The organism is Roseococcus thiosulfatophilus (genome assembly GCF_017311575.1).
In the GTDB taxonomy this organism is placed as follows: domain Bacteria; phylum Pseudomonadota; class Alphaproteobacteria; order Acetobacterales; family Acetobacteraceae; genus Roseococcus; species Roseococcus thiosulfatophilus.
This window is the reverse complement of the sequence record NZ_JAFFQY010000010.1, coordinates 1-14,727: the sequence shown is the minus strand read 5'-3', so window position 1 is coordinate 14,727 and position 14,727 is coordinate 1. Positions and strand designations below refer to the sequence as shown.

Annotated in this window: 13 protein-coding genes; 10 read left to right on the top strand and 3 right to left on the bottom strand. The window is 71.7% G+C overall.

All coding sequences use genetic code 11. The annotated features are described in order from the left end of the window. Positions 1–4: 4 nt before the first annotated feature. Genes JTN19_RS05455 through JTN19_RS05445 form a run of 3 tightly spaced genes read right to left on the bottom strand, consistent with a single transcriptional unit; the run spans position 5 to position 2,789 of the window. Positions 5–667, bottom strand: coding sequence for a DUF1028 domain-containing protein (locus JTN19_RS05455; RefSeq protein ID WP_206930905.1), 663 nt, complete (start codon positions 665–667; stop codon positions 5–7). Continuing rightward, on the bottom strand, positions 664–1,434 hold the full coding sequence (locus JTN19_RS05450) for a UTRA domain-containing protein (RefSeq protein ID WP_206930904.1): 771 nt from the start codon (positions 1,432–1,434) through the stop codon (positions 664–666). Before JTN19_RS05450 ends, JTN19_RS05455 begins: the two co-directional genes overlap by 4 nt. Beyond that, positions 1,431–2,789, bottom strand: coding sequence for a formimidoylglutamate deiminase (locus JTN19_RS05445; RefSeq protein WP_206930903.1), 1,359 nt, complete (start codon positions 2,787–2,789; stop codon positions 1,431–1,433). The genes JTN19_RS05450 and JTN19_RS05445 overlap by 4 nt, the downstream gene beginning before the upstream one ends. 86 nt (positions 2,790–2,875) lie before the next feature. Here JTN19_RS05445 and hutI point away from each other — a divergent pair, with 86 nt between their 5' ends. From hutI to JTN19_RS20045, 10 genes are all read left to right on the top strand, one after another. After that, positions 2,876–4,084: an imidazolonepropionase gene (gene hutI / locus JTN19_RS05440; protein ID WP_206930902.1), complete on the top strand. Its 1,209-nt coding sequence runs from the start codon at positions 2,876–2,878 to the stop codon at positions 4,082–4,084. Then, complete coding sequence (gene hutH / locus JTN19_RS05435; RefSeq protein WP_206930901.1) at positions 4,081–5,598, top strand: histidine ammonia-lyase; 1,518 nt, start codon at positions 4,081–4,083, stop codon at positions 5,596–5,598. Before hutI ends, hutH begins: the two co-directional genes overlap by 4 nt. Then, a complete protein-coding gene (gene hutU, locus JTN19_RS05430) occupies positions 5,595–7,268 on the top strand; it encodes a urocanate hydratase (protein WP_206930900.1) in 1,674 nt (557 codons plus the stop codon). The genes hutH and hutU overlap by 4 nt, the downstream gene beginning before the upstream one ends. Positions 7,269–7,338: 70 nt before the next feature. After that, complete coding sequence (locus JTN19_RS05425; protein WP_206930899.1) at positions 7,339–8,136, top strand: phytanoyl-CoA dioxygenase family protein; 798 nt, start codon at positions 7,339–7,341, stop codon at positions 8,134–8,136. 35 nt (positions 8,137–8,171) lie between these two features. Beyond that, on the top strand, positions 8,172–9,257 hold the full coding sequence (locus JTN19_RS05420) for a TRAP transporter substrate-binding protein (RefSeq protein WP_206930898.1): 1,086 nt from the start codon (positions 8,172–8,174) through the stop codon (positions 9,255–9,257). Positions 9,258–9,262: 5 nt separating this feature from the next. Continuing rightward, complete coding sequence (locus tag JTN19_RS05415) at positions 9,263–9,811, top strand: TRAP transporter small permease subunit (protein WP_206930897.1); 549 nt, start codon at positions 9,263–9,265, stop codon at positions 9,809–9,811. After that, on the top strand, positions 9,808–11,379 hold the full coding sequence (locus JTN19_RS05410; protein ID WP_206930896.1) for a TRAP transporter large permease: 1,572 nt from the start codon (positions 9,808–9,810) through the stop codon (positions 11,377–11,379). The genes JTN19_RS05415 and JTN19_RS05410 overlap by 4 nt, the downstream gene beginning before the upstream one ends. A 403-nt stretch (positions 11,380–11,782) precedes the next feature. Further along, positions 11,783–14,116 (top strand): PAS domain-containing protein, encoded by a 2,334-nt coding sequence (locus JTN19_RS05405; RefSeq protein ID WP_206930895.1) that lies wholly within the window; start codon positions 11,783–11,785, stop codon positions 14,114–14,116. Between the two features lie 252 nt (positions 14,117–14,368). Next, positions 14,369–14,539, top strand: coding sequence for a DUF1328 family protein (locus JTN19_RS05400; protein WP_206930894.1), 171 nt, complete (start codon positions 14,369–14,371; stop codon positions 14,537–14,539). 33 nt (positions 14,540–14,572) lie between these two features. Beyond that, on the top strand, positions 14,573–14,727 hold a 155-nt coding region (locus tag JTN19_RS20045; RefSeq protein WP_340643283.1), incomplete at its 3' end, for a sigma factor.

Genomic DNA, 14,727 nt, shown 5'->3' with positions numbered 1-14,727 from the left:
CCGCCTACAGCACGGGCGGCTTCGCGGCCTCCGGGTCCACCGCGCGGACCACATGCTCATCCATGTCCGGTCGGTAGCGGTCCCATAGGACGCGCAGCGCCGGCAGCGCGGCCTCGGCCAGGTCCACGCGCAGGTCCACATAGGGGAAGCGCTGTTCGTGCACCACGAGCAGGCAGGCCGAGAGCAGGGGTCGCCCCTCGCCGCCCGCGGCTTCTCCGGCCTCCATCGCGCGCATCAGCCGTTCGGCGAGCGGTTCGTGGGCGTCCGCGGCGAAGGCGGCGGCCATGGCGGCAGGCACCTCCGTATTGGCCATGATGTTGCCGAGGGCGATGCAGCCCGGCGCATGCACCGCGGCGCGGGCGTGCTTCACCGCCTCGCCGTCGAAATGCGCCGTGCGGCCGGCGCGGTCCATGATCGCGATCTGCCGCCAGCGGTGATGGGGCGTGCTGGCGACCAGCGCGGCCAGTGCCTCCTCCGCCGAACAGCCGCTCCGCAGCAGGTCGAGGCCGCGCGGGCCCAGGCGCGGGTCGGTGCGGTGCTGCGTCAGCACGGCGCCGAGCCCCGCTTCGGTGAAGGGCACCCGGGCGCCCACGCCCATGGCCGAGGTGGTGACGGCGCAGCCGAACTGCCCCGTGCGGGCGCAATGGCCGATGAGGGAGAAGGTCATGCCCGATGGTGCGGGCGGCCTGGCGGCATTGGCAAGCCGGCCCCGCCCGCGGTGAAGCGCCCCACCAGCCGGTGCCGCCCGCCCGGATGCCAGAGCCGCGCGAAAGTGACCGGAATCTCGCCATTCCAGGTGCGGCGCTCCACCACCAGCGCGGGCTCGCCCGGCGCCATGCCGAGGAAGCGGGCGATGCGCGCCGGCGTGCTGGTGGCGAGGATGCTGTGCTCGGCCTCGGTCCAGGCGATGTGGTCCAGCAGCCAGCGGCCGGGCGGGGTCTCGGTGAAGCGCTCCGCCGCCGCCTGGGGCGCGGCCTGGAGATGGATGCGGCGTTCCTCCAGTTGCACGGGGCGGCCATCCGCCAGGTGGCGGGTGGTCAGGGCCAGGATGGGCGCGCCCTCGGCCACGGTCAGCGCCGCGGCGTCTGCGGCGGTGGCGGGGCGGATGGCGCGGTGCAGGATGTCATGGCTGTGGGTGCCGCCCGCGGCGGCGATCTCGGCGCCGATGTCCCAGATCTCGAAAACCGCGCGGCCGCGCGCCTCCGGGCTCGCGATGGTGCCGGCGCGGCGGTTGCGGCGCACCAGCCCCTCGGTGGCGAGTTGGGCCAGCGCCCGGTGCACCGTCATGCGCGAGGCGCCGAACAGCGCCATCAGCGCCGCCTCGGAGGGGATGCGCCCGCCGGGCGGGATGCGGCCCGAGAGGATGGCCTGGGCCACCGCGCGGCGGATTTGCGCGTGTAGCGGGCCCTGGCCGTCCAGCGGGAAGTCGGTCATGCGGCCAGGATGCGGGCCAGCGCGGCGGCGACGCGCGCCTCGGCGGGCGCGCGCAGGGGGTGGCGGCCATCCTCCACCATGCGGCGGCCGCGCACCCAGACTTCGCGGATGGGCGAGGTGCGGGCGGCGAAGACCAGCGCGTCCAGCCAGCGGTCGCCCTCGCGCGCGGCCAGCGCGGGGTGGGCGGGGTCGAGCAGCACCAGGTCCGCCCAGGCGCCGGGGGTGAGGCCGGCGGGGCCGGCGGCCAGGGCCTGGGTGCCGCCCGCCAGCGCGGCGTCCCACAGGGCGCGGCCGGTGGAGGCCTCGCGCGGGGCGAGCGCGTTGCGGGTGCGGAGGGAAAGGCGTTGCCCGTATTCCAGCGTGCGAAGCTCCTCCGCCGCGCCGATCAGCACATTGCTGTCCGTGCCCACGCCGTAGCGGCCCCCCGCCGCGCGATAGCTGGGCGCGGGGAAGATGCCATCGCCCAGGTTGGCCTCGGTGACGGGGCAGAGGCCCACCACCGCGCCCGCCCTTGCCACGGCCGCAAGTTCCGCCTCGGTGCCGTGGGTCGCATGGATCAGGCACCAGCGCGCATCCAGGCCCACCTGATCCAGCAGGGCCTGGATGGGGGGCGCGCTGAGGATGGCGCGGCAGGTCTCGACCTCCCGCACCTGTTCGGCGGCGTGGATGTGCAGGGGTTCGCCGGGCGCCAGCATGGCGGCCACGTCGCGGATTTCCGCGAAGGTGGCGGCGCGCAGGGAGTGGGGGGCGGCGCCCAGCACGGCACCCGGCAGGGGCGCGATGGCGGCGCGGCTGGCTTCCAGCAGGCGGGCGAAGCCGTCGCGGTCGTTCAGGAAGCGGCGCTGGGCGGGCAGGGGGGCGCCGCCGCCCGCTTCGCCATGGGCATAGAAGCTCGGCAGCAGGGTGAGGTGGATGCCGGTGGCCGCGGCGGCGGCGGCGATGCGCGCGGCCATCTCGGCGGGGTTGGCGTAGGGGCGGCCCTCGGCGTCGTGGTGCAGGTAGTGGAACTCGCCGACACGGGTGAAGCCCGTCTCCAGCATCTCGGCATAGGCCAGGGTGGCGAGGGCCTCGACATCCTCGGGGGTAAGCTGGCCCAGGAAACGATACATCAGCTCGCGCCAGGTCCAGAAGCTGTCCTCGCTGGCGCCGGCCTGTTCCGTGAGGCCCGCCATGCCACGCTGGAAGGCATGGGAATGCAGGTTGGGCAGGCCGGGGAGGGCGATGGCATCCTGGCGTTCGCCGCCCGTGGCGCCGGGCTCCACGGCGGCGATGCGGCCTGTGGCATCGAGCGTGACCAGCACCTCGCGGCGCCAGCCTTCGGGCAGAAGGGCATGGGCGAAAAGCAGCTTGCGCATCGGCCGTCTCCGCAGTGTATTATGTCTATACATTATCACGCGGGCCGCAGGAAAGCGGCACGTCCATCCAGTGCAAGGATTGGCGCATGGCGGGCATCCCTGCCGATCTGCTGTTCGAGGGCGCGCGGCTGGCCACCATGGCGGGCGCGGGGCTCGGCGTGGTGGAGGATGGCGTGCTGGCGGTGCGCGACGGGCGCATCGCCTATGCCGGCCCGCGCGAGGGCGCGCCGCGCTTCGAGGCCGCCGAACGGGTGGATTGCGAGGGGCGCTGGATCACGCCCGGCCTGGTGGACTGCCACACGCATCTCGTCTTCGCGGGCGACCGGTCGGAGGAGTTCGCGCGGCGCCTGGCCGGCGAGAGCTATGCCGACATCGCCCGCTCGGGCGGCGGCATCGCCTCCACCGTGCGCGCCACCCGCGCGGCGGATGAGGCCGCGCTGCTCGCCGCCGCCCTGCCGCGGCTGGATGCGCTGCTGGCGGAGGGTGTTACCACCGTCGAGGTGAAGTCGGGCTATGGCCTGGACGAGGGGACGGAACGCCGCCAGCTCCGCGTGGCCCGCGCGCTGGCGCGGGAGCGTGCCGTGACGGTGCGCGCCACCTATCTCGGCGCCCATGCCGTGCCGCCGGATGGCACGCGTGCGGGCTACCTCGACCTTGTGTGCGACCGCATGATTCCGGCGCTGGCGGCCGAGGGTCTGGCCGATGCGGTGGACGTCTTCCAGGAGGGCATCGCCTTCACCGGCGCCGAATGCGCCCGCGTCTTCACCGCGGCGCGGGCGGCGGGCCTGCCGGTGAAGTCCCATGCCGAGCAGTTGAGCGACACGGGCGGTGCCGCGCTGGCCGCGCGCTTCGGGGCGCTCTCGGCCGACCACCTGGAATATTGCTCCAATGCCGGGGCCGCGGCCATGGCGCAGGCGGGCACGGTGGCCGTGATCCTGCCCGGCGCCTTCCTGATGCTGAACGAGACCCGCAAGCCGCCCATCGCCGCCTTCCGCGCCGAAGGTGTCGCGATGGCGGTGGCGACGGACCTCAACCCGGGTTCCTCGCCCATCGCCTCGCTGCGTGTCTCGGCCACGCTGGCCTGCGTGCTGTTCGGCATGACGGTGAAGGAGGTGTGGCGCGGCATGACGATCCATGCGGCGCGCGCGCTGGGGCTGCGGGCGGAGGCGGGCAGCCTGGAGGCGGGCAAGCGGGCGGACCTGGCGCTGTGGTCGGTGGACAGCCTGGCGCAGGTGGTGGCGCAGATCGGGCCCTCGCCGCTCTGGGCGCGATATCATGGAGGGGTGCGGGCATGAGCCTCGTGGCTGGTGAGGTCACGCTGGCGCAATGGCGCGCGGTGCTGGAGGGGGCGGCGACCCCGCTCGACGAAGGCGCGCGGGTGGCGGTGGAGCGCAGCGCGGCGGCGGTGGCGGGCGTCATCGCGCGGGGCGAGACGGCCTATGGCGTGAACACCGGCTTCGGCAAGCTGGCCTCGGTGCGGATCGGCGATGCGGACCTCGCGGCCTTACAGCGCAACCTGATCCTCTCGCACGCCTGCGGGGTGGGGGCGCCGCTGCCCGCGCCTGTGGTGCGGCTGATCATGGCGATGAAGGCCGCGAGCCTGGCGCGCGGCGCTTCGGGCGTGCGCTGGGAGGTGGTGGAACTCCTCGAGGCCATGCGCGCGCGCGAAGTGCTGCCGCTGATCCCGGCCAAGGGCTCGGTTGGCGCCTCGGGGGATCTGGCGCCGCTCGCGCACCTGACGGCCGCCATGCTGGGCGAAGGGGCGGTGCTGCCGAACGTGCCGGCCGCGCGGGCGCTGGCGGGGGCGGGGCTTTCGCCCGTGGCCCTCGGGCCCAAGGAGGGGTTGGCGCTGATCAATGGCACGCAGGTCTCGACCGCGCTGGCGCTGGCGGGGCTGTTCGCGGCGCATCGGGTGTTCCAGGCGGCGCTGGTGTCCGGCGCGCTGACGGTGGATGCGTTGCGCGGTTCCGACACGCCGTTTGATGCGCGCATCCATGCGCTGCGCGGCCATGCCGGCCAGCGCTACGTGGCGGAGGCCCTGCGCGGGCTGCTGGCGGGAAGCGCCATCCGCGAAAGCCACCGCGAGGGCGATGACCGCGTGCAGGACCCCTATTCACTGCGCTGCCAGCCGCAGGTGATGGGGGCGGGGCTGGATGTGTTGCGCTTCGCGGCGCGCACGCTGGCGGTGGAGGCCAATGCCGTCACCGACAACCCGCTGGTCATGGAGGATGGGTCCATCCTCTCCGGCGGCAATTTCCACGCGGAACCGGTGGCCTTCGCGGCCGACCAGATCGCGCTGGTGCTGGCTGAGATCGGCAACCTCGCCGAGCGCCGCATCGCCCTGCTGGTGGACCCGGTGATGTCCGGCCTACCCGCCTTCCTCGCGCGCGATGCGGGGCTGAATTCGGGGCTGATGATCGCGCAGGTGACGGCGGCGGCGCTCGCTTCCGAGAACAAGCAGCGGGCGGCGCCTGCTTCAGTGGACAGCATCCCGACCTCGGCGAACCAGGAGGACCATGTGTCCATGGCCACCCATGCCGCATACCGCCTGCTGGAGATGGCGGAGAACGCCGCCGGCATCATCGGCATCGAGGCGCTGGCTGCGGCGGAGGCGCTGGAGCATCGGCGCCCGCTGACCAGCTCCGCGCCGCTGGAAGCTGCCCATGCCGCCATCCGCGCGCGGGTGGCCCTACTGCTGGCCGACCGTTTCCTGGCCCCCGACATCGCCGCCGCCACATCCCTGGTGCGGGACGGCGCGCTCGCCGCCGCCACGGCCCACCCCCTGCCTGAGTTGGACACCGACGCATGAGCCGCATGGCCAACAGCCGCATCATCACCGCCCCGCACGGCCCGGAACTCACCTGCAAGAGCTGGGCGGCCGAGGCGGCCATGCGGATGCTGATGAACAACCTCGACGCCGCCGTGGCCGAACGCCCGCAGGAGCTGGTGGTCTATGGCGGCATCGGCCGCGCGGCGCGTGACTGGGACAGCTATGACCGGATCGTGCAAAGCCTCACGCGCCTTGAGCCGGACGAGACGCTGCTGGTGCAGTCGGGCAAGCCCGTCGGCGTCTTCCGGACCACCGAGGATGGGCCGCGCGCGCTGATCGCCAACTCCAATTTGGTGCCGCATTGGGCCACCTGGGAGAAATTCCACGAGCTCGATCGCGCGGGGCTGATGATGTACGGCCAGATGACGGCCGGTTCCTGGATCTACATCGGCAGCCAGGGCATCGTGCAGGGCACCTACGAGACCTTCGCGGAAGTGGGCCGCCAGCATTATGGCGGCTCGCTGGCGGGCCGTTGGGTGCTGACGGGCGGCCTCGGCGGCATGGGCGGGGCGCAGCCGCTGGCGGCGACCATGGCCGGCGCCTCGATGCTGGCCGTGGAATGCCAGCCCTCGCGCATCGAGATGCGGCTGCGCACGCGCTACCTCGACACCCAGGCGGCCACGCTGGAGGAGGCGCTTTCCATCATCGAGGCCGCGAAGCGCGAGGGCCGCGCCGTCTCGGTCGGCCTGCTGGGCAATGCGGCGGAGGTCTTCCCCGAAATCCTGCGCCGCGGCATCCGCCCCGATGTGGTGACGGACCAGACCAGCGCGCATGACCCGTTGAACGGCTACCTCCCCGCTGGCTGGACGCTGGCCGAGTGGGAGGAGCGGCGGGAGCGCGACCCCGATGGCGTGGTGGCCGCCGCCAAGCGTTCCATGGCCGCGCATGTCGAGGCCATGCTGGGCTTCCACCGCCTGGGCATTCCCACGCTCGACTACGGCAACAACATCCGCCAGATGGCGCAGGAGGCCGGCGTCGCCGATGCCTTCGACTTCCCGGGCTTCGTGCCCGCCTATATCCGCCCGCTCTTCTGCCGGGGCATCGGGCCCTTCCGCTGGGCCGCGCTGTCGGGCGACCCGGAGGACATCGCGCGCACCGATGCCAAGGTGCGCGAACTGATGCCGGATGACGCCAACCTGCACCGCTGGCTGGACATGGCGGGCAAGCGCATCGCCTTCCAGGGCCTGCCCGCGCGCATCTGCTGGGTGGGGCTGGGGGACAGGCACCGGCTCGGCCTCGCCTTCAACGAGATGGTGGCGAAGGGCGAGCTGAAGGCGCCCATCGTCATCGGGCGCGACCACCTGGACAGTGGTTCGGTGGCCTCCCCCAACCGCGAGACGGAGGCGATGCGCGATGGCTCGGACGCCATCTCCGACTGGCCGCTGCTGAATGCGTTGCTGAACACCGCCTCCGGCGCCTCCTGGGTGTCGCTGCACCATGGCGGCGGGGTGGGCATGGGCTTCTCGCAGCATGCGGGCATGGTCATCGTGGCCGATGGCACGGAGGCCGCGGCGAAGCGCCTCGCGCGCGTGCTGTGGAACGACCCGGGCACGGGCGTGATGCGCCACGCCGATGCTGGCTATGAATTGGCCATTGAGCACGCCCGCCGCACAGGGTTGAAGCTGCCGGCGCTTGGAATTGGAATGTGACGGCCGCGGCCTGCTTTACAGCGTGCGGGACGGGAAGCAGCATCCGATCGCAGGGAGCGGAGTGACCCCCATGGACCAAGCCATCGCAACCGACCCCGAGGCCCGGGCCTTCGCCGAGGACGGCGCCATCCTCCTGCGCGGCGCCTTCGCCGAATGGGTGGAACCGCTGCGCGCCGGCATCGAGACGCTCATGGCCCATCCCGGCCCCTATGAGCGCAGCTACACGCCCAAGGATGGCAGCGCGCGCTTCTTCCAGGATTTGTGCAACTGGCAGCGCATCCCGGAATTCCGCGCCTTCGTGGAGCAGGGGCCGGGGGCCGCCATCGCCCGCCGCCTGATGGGCAGCCAGGGGGCGCGCTTCTTCCACGACCATGTGCTGGTGAAGGAACCGGGGACGAGCCTCGTCACCCCCTGGCACCAGGATTCGCCCTATTACTGCGTGGAGGCGGAGCAGAGCGTCAGCTTCTGGATTCCCCTCGACCCCGTGGGCCGGGACGTGACGCTGGAATGCGTGGCGGGCAGCCACCTCTGGACCAAGGCGCTCAAGCCCAAGCGCTTCGACGGCACCGACCTCTACGAGGGCGATGACCGCGAGGACATGCCCGACATTGATGCCGAGCGCGAGAAGCACCGCATCCTGGGCTGGGAAATGCAGCCGGGCGATGCGGTGGCCTTCCACTACCGCACCATGCATGGCGCGCCGGCCAACACCTCGCCGCAGCGGCGGCGGCGCGTCTTCTCGGCGCGCTGGGTGGGCGATGACGCGGTGTTCCGCGACCGCGGCGGCCGAGGCTCTCCCCCGATGCGGCATCTGCGGCTGGCGGATGGCGCGCCCCTCGAAGGGCCGGACTTCCCCCGCTTCACCTGACATCACCCACAAGAACACAAGAGGCAGAGACGAAGATGCAAAGACGCACCATCATCGGTTCGGCCGCGGCCGCGACCGCCGCGACCCTGGCCACCCCCGCCCTCAGCCAGGGCCGGATCGAGTGGCGCATGGTCACCATCTGGCCGCGCAACCTGCCGGGCCCCGGCGTGGCCGCGCAGCGCTGCGCCGACCGCATCGGCCAGATGTCGGGCGGGCGGCTGACGGTGCGCCTGTTCGCGGCCGGCGAGGTGGTGCCCCCCGCCGGCGCCTTCGACGCGGTGGCGGCCGGCACGGCCGATCTCTACCACGGCGTGCCCTCCTTCTGGATTTCCAAGTCGCCCGGCATCGGCTTCTTCGGCAGCTTCCCCTACGGCATGACGGCCTATGAGCGGCAGGGCTGGATGATGCATGGCGGCGGCCAGGCCATGTATGACGAGATGTATGCCCGCTTCGGCGTGAAGGGCTTCATCGTGGGCGACAGCGGCCCGCAATGGATGGGCTTCTTCCGCCGCGAACTGAACAGCCTCGAGGACTTCCGCGGCCTGCGCTACCGCACCGCGGGCCTGGGCGGCGAGATGTTCCGCCGCGCCGGCGCCTCGGTCGTGTCGCTGCCGGCCGGGCAGATCTTCGCGGCGCTCCAGTCGGGCACGATTGACGCCGCCGAATTCGTCGGCCCCTTCTCGGACCTGCCGCTCGGCCTGCACCAGGTGGCCAAGAACTACTACTACCCGGGCGTGCAGGAGCCGTCCTCCGCCGAGGAGATCGGCATCAACATGGGCCGCTGGAACGCCCTGCCGGATGACCTGAAGGCCGTGGTGCGCTTCTGCGCCTTGTCGCTCCATGAGGAGACGACCAGCGAATACGACGTGCGCCACCCCATCGCGCTGAACGAGCTGGTGACGCGCCATGGCGTGCAGGTGAAGGAAGTGCCGCGCGACATGCTGATCGCCTTCGGCAACATCGCGGGCGAAATCCTGGCCGAGCTGCGCGCCCACCAGGACCCGCTGGTGAAGCGCATCGCCGACAGCTACGCGGAGTTCCGCAACCGCAGCCAAGCCTACATGCTGCAATCCTACGCGGGGAACTTCAACTCGCGCGCCCTGCCGATCCGCTGGGGCTGAGCGGCTTGCGCTTCCTGCTGCGTGCCGCCGACGCGCATGACGCCCTGAGCCGGTTCCTGGCCCAGGGCGTCAAGTGGCTGGCGCTGGGGGTGGTGCTGGTGCAGTTCATCGTCGTGGTGCTGCGCTACGCCTATGGCTCCTCCTTCGTCTGGATGCAGGAGAGCGTGATCTACATCCATGCCACGCTGTTCATGCTGGTGATGGGCTATACCTGGATGGTGGACCAGCATGTGCGGGTGGATGTCTTCTATGCCGGCTGGTCCGTGCGGCGGCAGGCGGCGGTGGACCTCGTCTGCGTGATCGTCGCCGCACTTCCCTTCTGCGCCTTGGTCGTCTGGGCCTCCTGGGACTACGCGGCGCGATCCTGGATCCAGAACGAGGGGCCCATGGCGCTGGGGGGTGTGCCCTTCGTGCCCGCGCTGAAATCGCTCATCCCGGCCATGGGCATCCTGCTGGGGTTGCAGGCCGTCTCCATTGGCATCCGCTGCGTGGCGGTGCTGACAGGCGCGGCCACGACGCATTTCCCGCACCGGCAAAGGCAGGGCGAGGCATGAGCACCGCCGCCATCGGGCAGGTGCTGGACCTGCTGATGTTCGCCTCGCTCTGCGGGCTGATCCTGACGGGCATTCCCGTCGTCTTCCTGCTGGTGGGCTGCGCCATCGTCTTCGGCACGGCCGGCATCCTGCTCGGCGTCTTCGACACTTTCCTGCTGGCGGCGCTGGCGCAGCGCATCTTCGGCACCATGACGGGCGAGACGCTGGTCGCCATTCCCCTGTTCGTCTTCATGGGCATCATGCTCGAACGCTCCCGCATCGCGGAGGAGCTGCTGGAGGCCATGGGCCGCCTCTTCGGCACGGTGCGCGGGGGCCTGGCCATCAGCGTCTCGGTGGTGGGGGCGTTGCTGGCCGCTTCCACGGGCATCGTGGGCGCCACCGTCGTCACCATGGGGCTGATCGCGCTGCCGGCCATGCTGCGGCGCGGCTACGACAAGCGCTTCGCCTGCGGCACCGTGTGTGCCGCGGGGACGCTCGGGCAGATCATCCCGCCCTCCACCGTCATGGTCATCCTGGGCGAGGTGATCTCGGCGGCCTACCAGCAGGCGCAGCTCGCGCAGGGGCTGTTCTCGGTGCAGACGGTCTCGGTGGGGCAGCTCTTCGCGGGCTCCATGATCCCGGGGCTGATGCTCGTCGGGCTCTATATCCTCTACCAGCTGCTGCTGAGCCTGTTCCGGCCCGAGATGGGCCCCGCCATCCCGCCCGAGGAGGCGGGGCGCGTCACCACCGCCGAATTGCTGCGGGCATTGCTGCCCCCCATCATCCTGGTCATCGCCGTGCTGGGCTCCATCCTCGCCGGCGTCGCCACGCCGACCGAGGCGGCCTCGGTCGGCGCCATCGGTGCCACGCTGCTGGCGGGGCTGCGCCAGCCCGGGCCGCGCGGCTGGCTGATGTGGCTGGCGGGGCTGGCCGCCGTGGGCCTCGTGCTGCTGGGCGTCTTCTTTGACATGCGCCTGGGCCGCAGCGCACCCCCGCTGGCCGACCGCATCGCCATCGGCGTCGCCGGGGTGCTGGTGGTCATCCTGGCGGCGGGCATCGCGCTCGCGCTGTGGCGCACCTTCCGGGGCGGGGTGCTCTCGGCCGTGTCGCATTCGACCATGACCATCACGGCCATGATCTTCGCGACGCTCATCGGCGCCACGCTCTTCTCGCTGGTGTTCCGCGGGCTGGGTGGCGACGAGACGGTGAAGGAGCTGCTCTCCCTCATCCCCGGTGGCGCGCATGGCGCGCTGGTCGCGGTGATGATCCTGATCTTCCTGATGGGCTTCTTCCTCGACTTCGTGGAGATCACCATCATCGTGGTCCCCATCGTGGGCCCGGTGCTGCTGGCCATGGGGATAGACCCCATCTGGCTCGCGGTGTTGATCGCGCTGAATCTGCAGACGAGCTTCCTCACGCCGCCCTTCGGCTTCTCGCTGTTCTACCTGGGCGGCGTGGTGCCGGCGGGCGTGGGCACGGGGGATATCTACCGCGGCGTCATTCCCTATGTGCTGTTGCAGCTGCTGGCCATCGGGCTTGTCATGGCCTTTCCGGCATTGGCCACTTGGTTGCCGGCACAACTCTTTTGAAGGCGGGACATCGTTTCAGACGCGGAAATCCAGGCACACCTGGCGTGACTGTCTCCGCCGGGGACGCCAACTGGAAGTGCGTCGTTTTTACTTTACTGTAACTGTCCTGCCGGGGTGGGAAATGCGGGCCGAAGGTGTGGCGGCGGTCAAGGTTTCTGTGTAGCTTGGCTGCCGCATCATTCGGAAAGATCGAGTTCATCGCCTTCCCCCTGGACAGCCGAAGGCTCGCGACGTGACCCACGCCTCCAAATCCGCCGAGCTTCGGGTCACGGCGCCGCCCTACGGAAGCATGCCGTCAGCCAGGCCGCGGGGTGATGCCCGGGTTGGGCTTCCAGAAACCTTGCGCGGAACGAGCCGCGCGCCGCAACCCCGCGGTACGCGCCTTGTCCAGCTCCTGCCCCTCATGGCCGTGCTGCTGCCCCTGTGCATGCTGGGCGGTGGCGGATGGGTGATGTGGCGCCTCACCTGGGCCGAGGCCGGCGAGGAGTTGCTCCGCTCGGCCGAGGCCACCGCCGAATACGGCGCGCGGGCACTCACGGGCTACGCCGTGGGCGCGGGCCGCATCAATGAACGCCTGCGCGGGCTGACGGATGAGCAGGTCCTGACCGCGGGCCCCGGCTTGCGGGGCGAGCTCGGGCGCATCGTGCGCGAGTTGCCGCACGCCGCCTTCGGCCATGTGGTGAGCCGGGAGGGCCGGGCGCTGCTCATCACCGGCCTGCCATTGCCGGAGGCGCCCGTCTCCATGGCCGACCGCGACTACTTCGAGGCGCTGCGCGCCGAGGACGCGCCGCAGGTCTTCATCAGCCGGCAGTTCAGCGGCCGCATCCACGGCTCGCTGCTGTTCACCGTGGCGCGCCGGCGCGAGGACACAGGCAATGACCTCCCCGAACCCGGCGCCTTCGATGGCCTGATCGGCGTCTCGGTGGACCCCAACACCCTGGCCGAGGGCATGCGCCGCCTCCAGGCGCCGACGGACAGCCTCGCCTTTGTGCGCGACGACGGCTATGTGCTCAGCCGCAGCGTGGGGCAGACGGAGCCGCTGCCCCAGGTGTCGCTGGAAAGCCCCTTTCACGAGATCGCGGCGGGGCGGCGCCATTCGCACATCTACATGTCCACGCGCACGCAGGACGGCCTGCCCGCGCTCTTCGCCGCCTATCCCATCGAGGGCTTCGACGTGCATGCGGTGGCGCTGCGCCCGCGGCAGGAGATCGTGGCCCGCTGGCAGCGCGCGATGCTGGGCTATTTCGTCTTCGGCCTGCCCGCCAGCGCGGCACTTCTCTGGCTGAGCCTGCGCGTGCGCGCGGACCAGCTGCGCCTGCGGGCGGCGAACGCGGCGCTGGGCCGGGACCTGGAGCGCGATGCCGACCGGTTGAACCGCGCCGCGCGCCTCGGTTTGGTCGGCACTTTCGAGGTGGACCTCGCCACCGGCGTCAGCCTGCGCTCGGCGGAGTACATGTCGTTGCAGGGCCTGGCGCCGCGTGCCGCCGTGGAGGGCCATGCCGACTGGGTGCGCCGCCTCCATCCCGATGACCGGGAGCGCGCGGAATCCACCCTGCTGGAAGCCGTGTCGGAGACGAGTGGCATCACCGACTACGCGCAGAGCTACCGCATCGTCACGCCCGCGGGCGAGGTGCGCTGGATCGCGGCGCGCGGCGAGATCCAGCGCGACGCGGATGGCCGTCCGCGCGTGCTGCGCGGCGCCCATGTGGACGTGACCCCCCTGCGCGAGACGCAGATGGCGCTGGCCGAGAGCGATGCGCGGTTGCGCCTGGCGCAGGAGGCGGTGGGCATCGGCACCTGGGAATGGTTCCCCGCCACGCGCACCCTCAACTGGTCGCCCAAGATGATCGAGCTGTGGGGCTTCGACCCCGCCGACGGCCAGCCGGACCTGCAGGAGGCGATGCGCCGGCTGCACCCGGATGACCGGATGCGGGTGCGGCGCGAGATGGCGAAGGCCAACCGCGCGGGCTGGCTGCGCAGCGAGTTCCGCCTCAACCGCCCCACCGAGGAAGGTGGGGTCGAGACCATCTGGATCATCGTGCGCGCGCGCCTCGTGCCGCCGGAGGGCGGGCCTGGCGCGCGGCTGATCGGCGTCGCCTATGACGTGACCGACCGCAAGGAGGCGGAAGCGCACAGCGAGATGCTGGCCCATGAGGTCGAGCACCGCGCGAAGAACGCGCTGGCCGTGGTCACGGGCCTCCTGCGCGTCACCACCGCCGACACGCATGAGGAATATGTCGAGGTGCTGGAGGCGCGCATCCGCGCCCTGGCCGGCACCATGGCCCTGCTGGGCCGCCACCGCTGGAAGGGCGCCAGCGTGGGCGACCTGCTGCACCATGAGCTGGAGCCCTTCGGGGTGGGCGAGGAGGATTCGCCCGTGACCCTCCAGGGCCCGGAGGTGGTGGTCGGGCCCCATGTGGCGCAGCCGCTCTCGATGGCGCTGCACGAGCTGGCGACCAACGCGGCGAAGTATGGCGCCCTCTCCACGGCCGAGGGCCGCCTCGAAGTGCGCTGGTCGCTGCGCGGGCAGGAGGTGGTGCTGCACTGGCGCGAGAGCGGGGGGCCCGCGCTGGATGGTCCGCCGGAACGCGTCAGCTTCGGCTCGCAGATCATCACCCACAGCTTCGAGGGGTCGCTGGGCGGCACCATCGAGCGTCAGTGGCGCCCTGAGGGGCTGGCCTGCGACATCCGGTTCTCCACCGACCAGGAGGCGCCTGTCGCCGGCCCGCGCGGCTGAAGCTGAAACCCGGCGGCCCGCGGGCCGTTGAGGCGGGGAGATGAAGGAGATCCCCGCCATGGCCCCCCACGCCGCCTCCACCTGGCCGAACCCGCCGCCACCGGAAGTGCCGCCCGCCCCGCCGCCCGGGCCCGATGTGCCCCCGCCGGCGCCGGGGCCCGACCTTCCTCCCATCCCGCAGGAAATGCCTCCCCAGACGCCGGATGGCCCCACCGCCCCGCCGCCGGCAGGCCCGCGGCTGGAGGGCGGCCGATGAAGGTCATCTGGTGGATCATCGTGCTGGCCATCGTCTCGATCGTGGCCGGCGTGCTGGGACTGAGCGGCGTGGCCGCGGCCGCGGGGGGTGTCGCCAGCATCCTGTTCTGGGCGCTGATCATCTTCGGCGTGGTGGCGCTCCTGGCGGGGCTGATGCGGCGCCGATAACGGTCCGGCAGCCGGGTTCCGGGAGATCATGGCGTGACCTTCGAACAGGAGCTTCTGGCGCTGCTGCCACGCCTGCGGGCCTACGCCCGGAACATGGCCCGCAACGCGCATGACGCCGATGACCTGGTGCAGGACACTGTCCTGCGCGGGCTCTCGGCGCGGGACCGCTTCGTGCCGGGCAGCAACGT

Coding starts and splice junctions, on each gene's coding strand:
- JTN19_RS05400 (WP_206930894.1), top strand. CDS start 14,369: ATGAAGGTCATCTGGTGGATCATCGTGCTGGCCATCGTCTCGATCGTG.
- JTN19_RS05420 (WP_206930898.1), top strand. CDS start 8,172: ATGCAAAGACGCACCATCATCGGTTCGGCCGCGGCCGCGACCGCCGCG.
- JTN19_RS05445 (WP_206930903.1), bottom strand. CDS start 2,789: ATGCGCAAGCTGCTTTTCGCCCATGCCCTTCTGCCCGAAGGCTGGCGC.
- JTN19_RS05425 (WP_206930899.1), top strand. CDS start 7,339: ATGGACCAAGCCATCGCAACCGACCCCGAGGCCCGGGCCTTCGCCGAG.
- JTN19_RS05410 (WP_206930896.1), top strand. CDS start 9,808: ATGAGCACCGCCGCCATCGGGCAGGTGCTGGACCTGCTGATGTTCGCC.
- hutI (WP_206930902.1), top strand. CDS start 2,876: ATGGCGGGCATCCCTGCCGATCTGCTGTTCGAGGGCGCGCGGCTGGCC.
- JTN19_RS05455 (WP_206930905.1), bottom strand. CDS start 667: ATGACCTTCTCCCTCATCGGCCATTGCGCCCGCACGGGGCAGTTCGGC.
- hutH (WP_206930901.1), top strand. CDS start 4,081: ATGAGCCTCGTGGCTGGTGAGGTCACGCTGGCGCAATGGCGCGCGGTG.
- JTN19_RS05405 (WP_206930895.1), top strand. CDS start 11,783: ATGGCCGTGCTGCTGCCCCTGTGCATGCTGGGCGGTGGCGGATGGGTG.
- JTN19_RS05450 (WP_206930904.1), bottom strand. CDS start 1,434: ATGACCGACTTCCCGCTGGACGGCCAGGGCCCGCTACACGCGCAAATC.
- hutU (WP_206930900.1), top strand. CDS start 5,595: ATGAGCCGCATGGCCAACAGCCGCATCATCACCGCCCCGCACGGCCCG.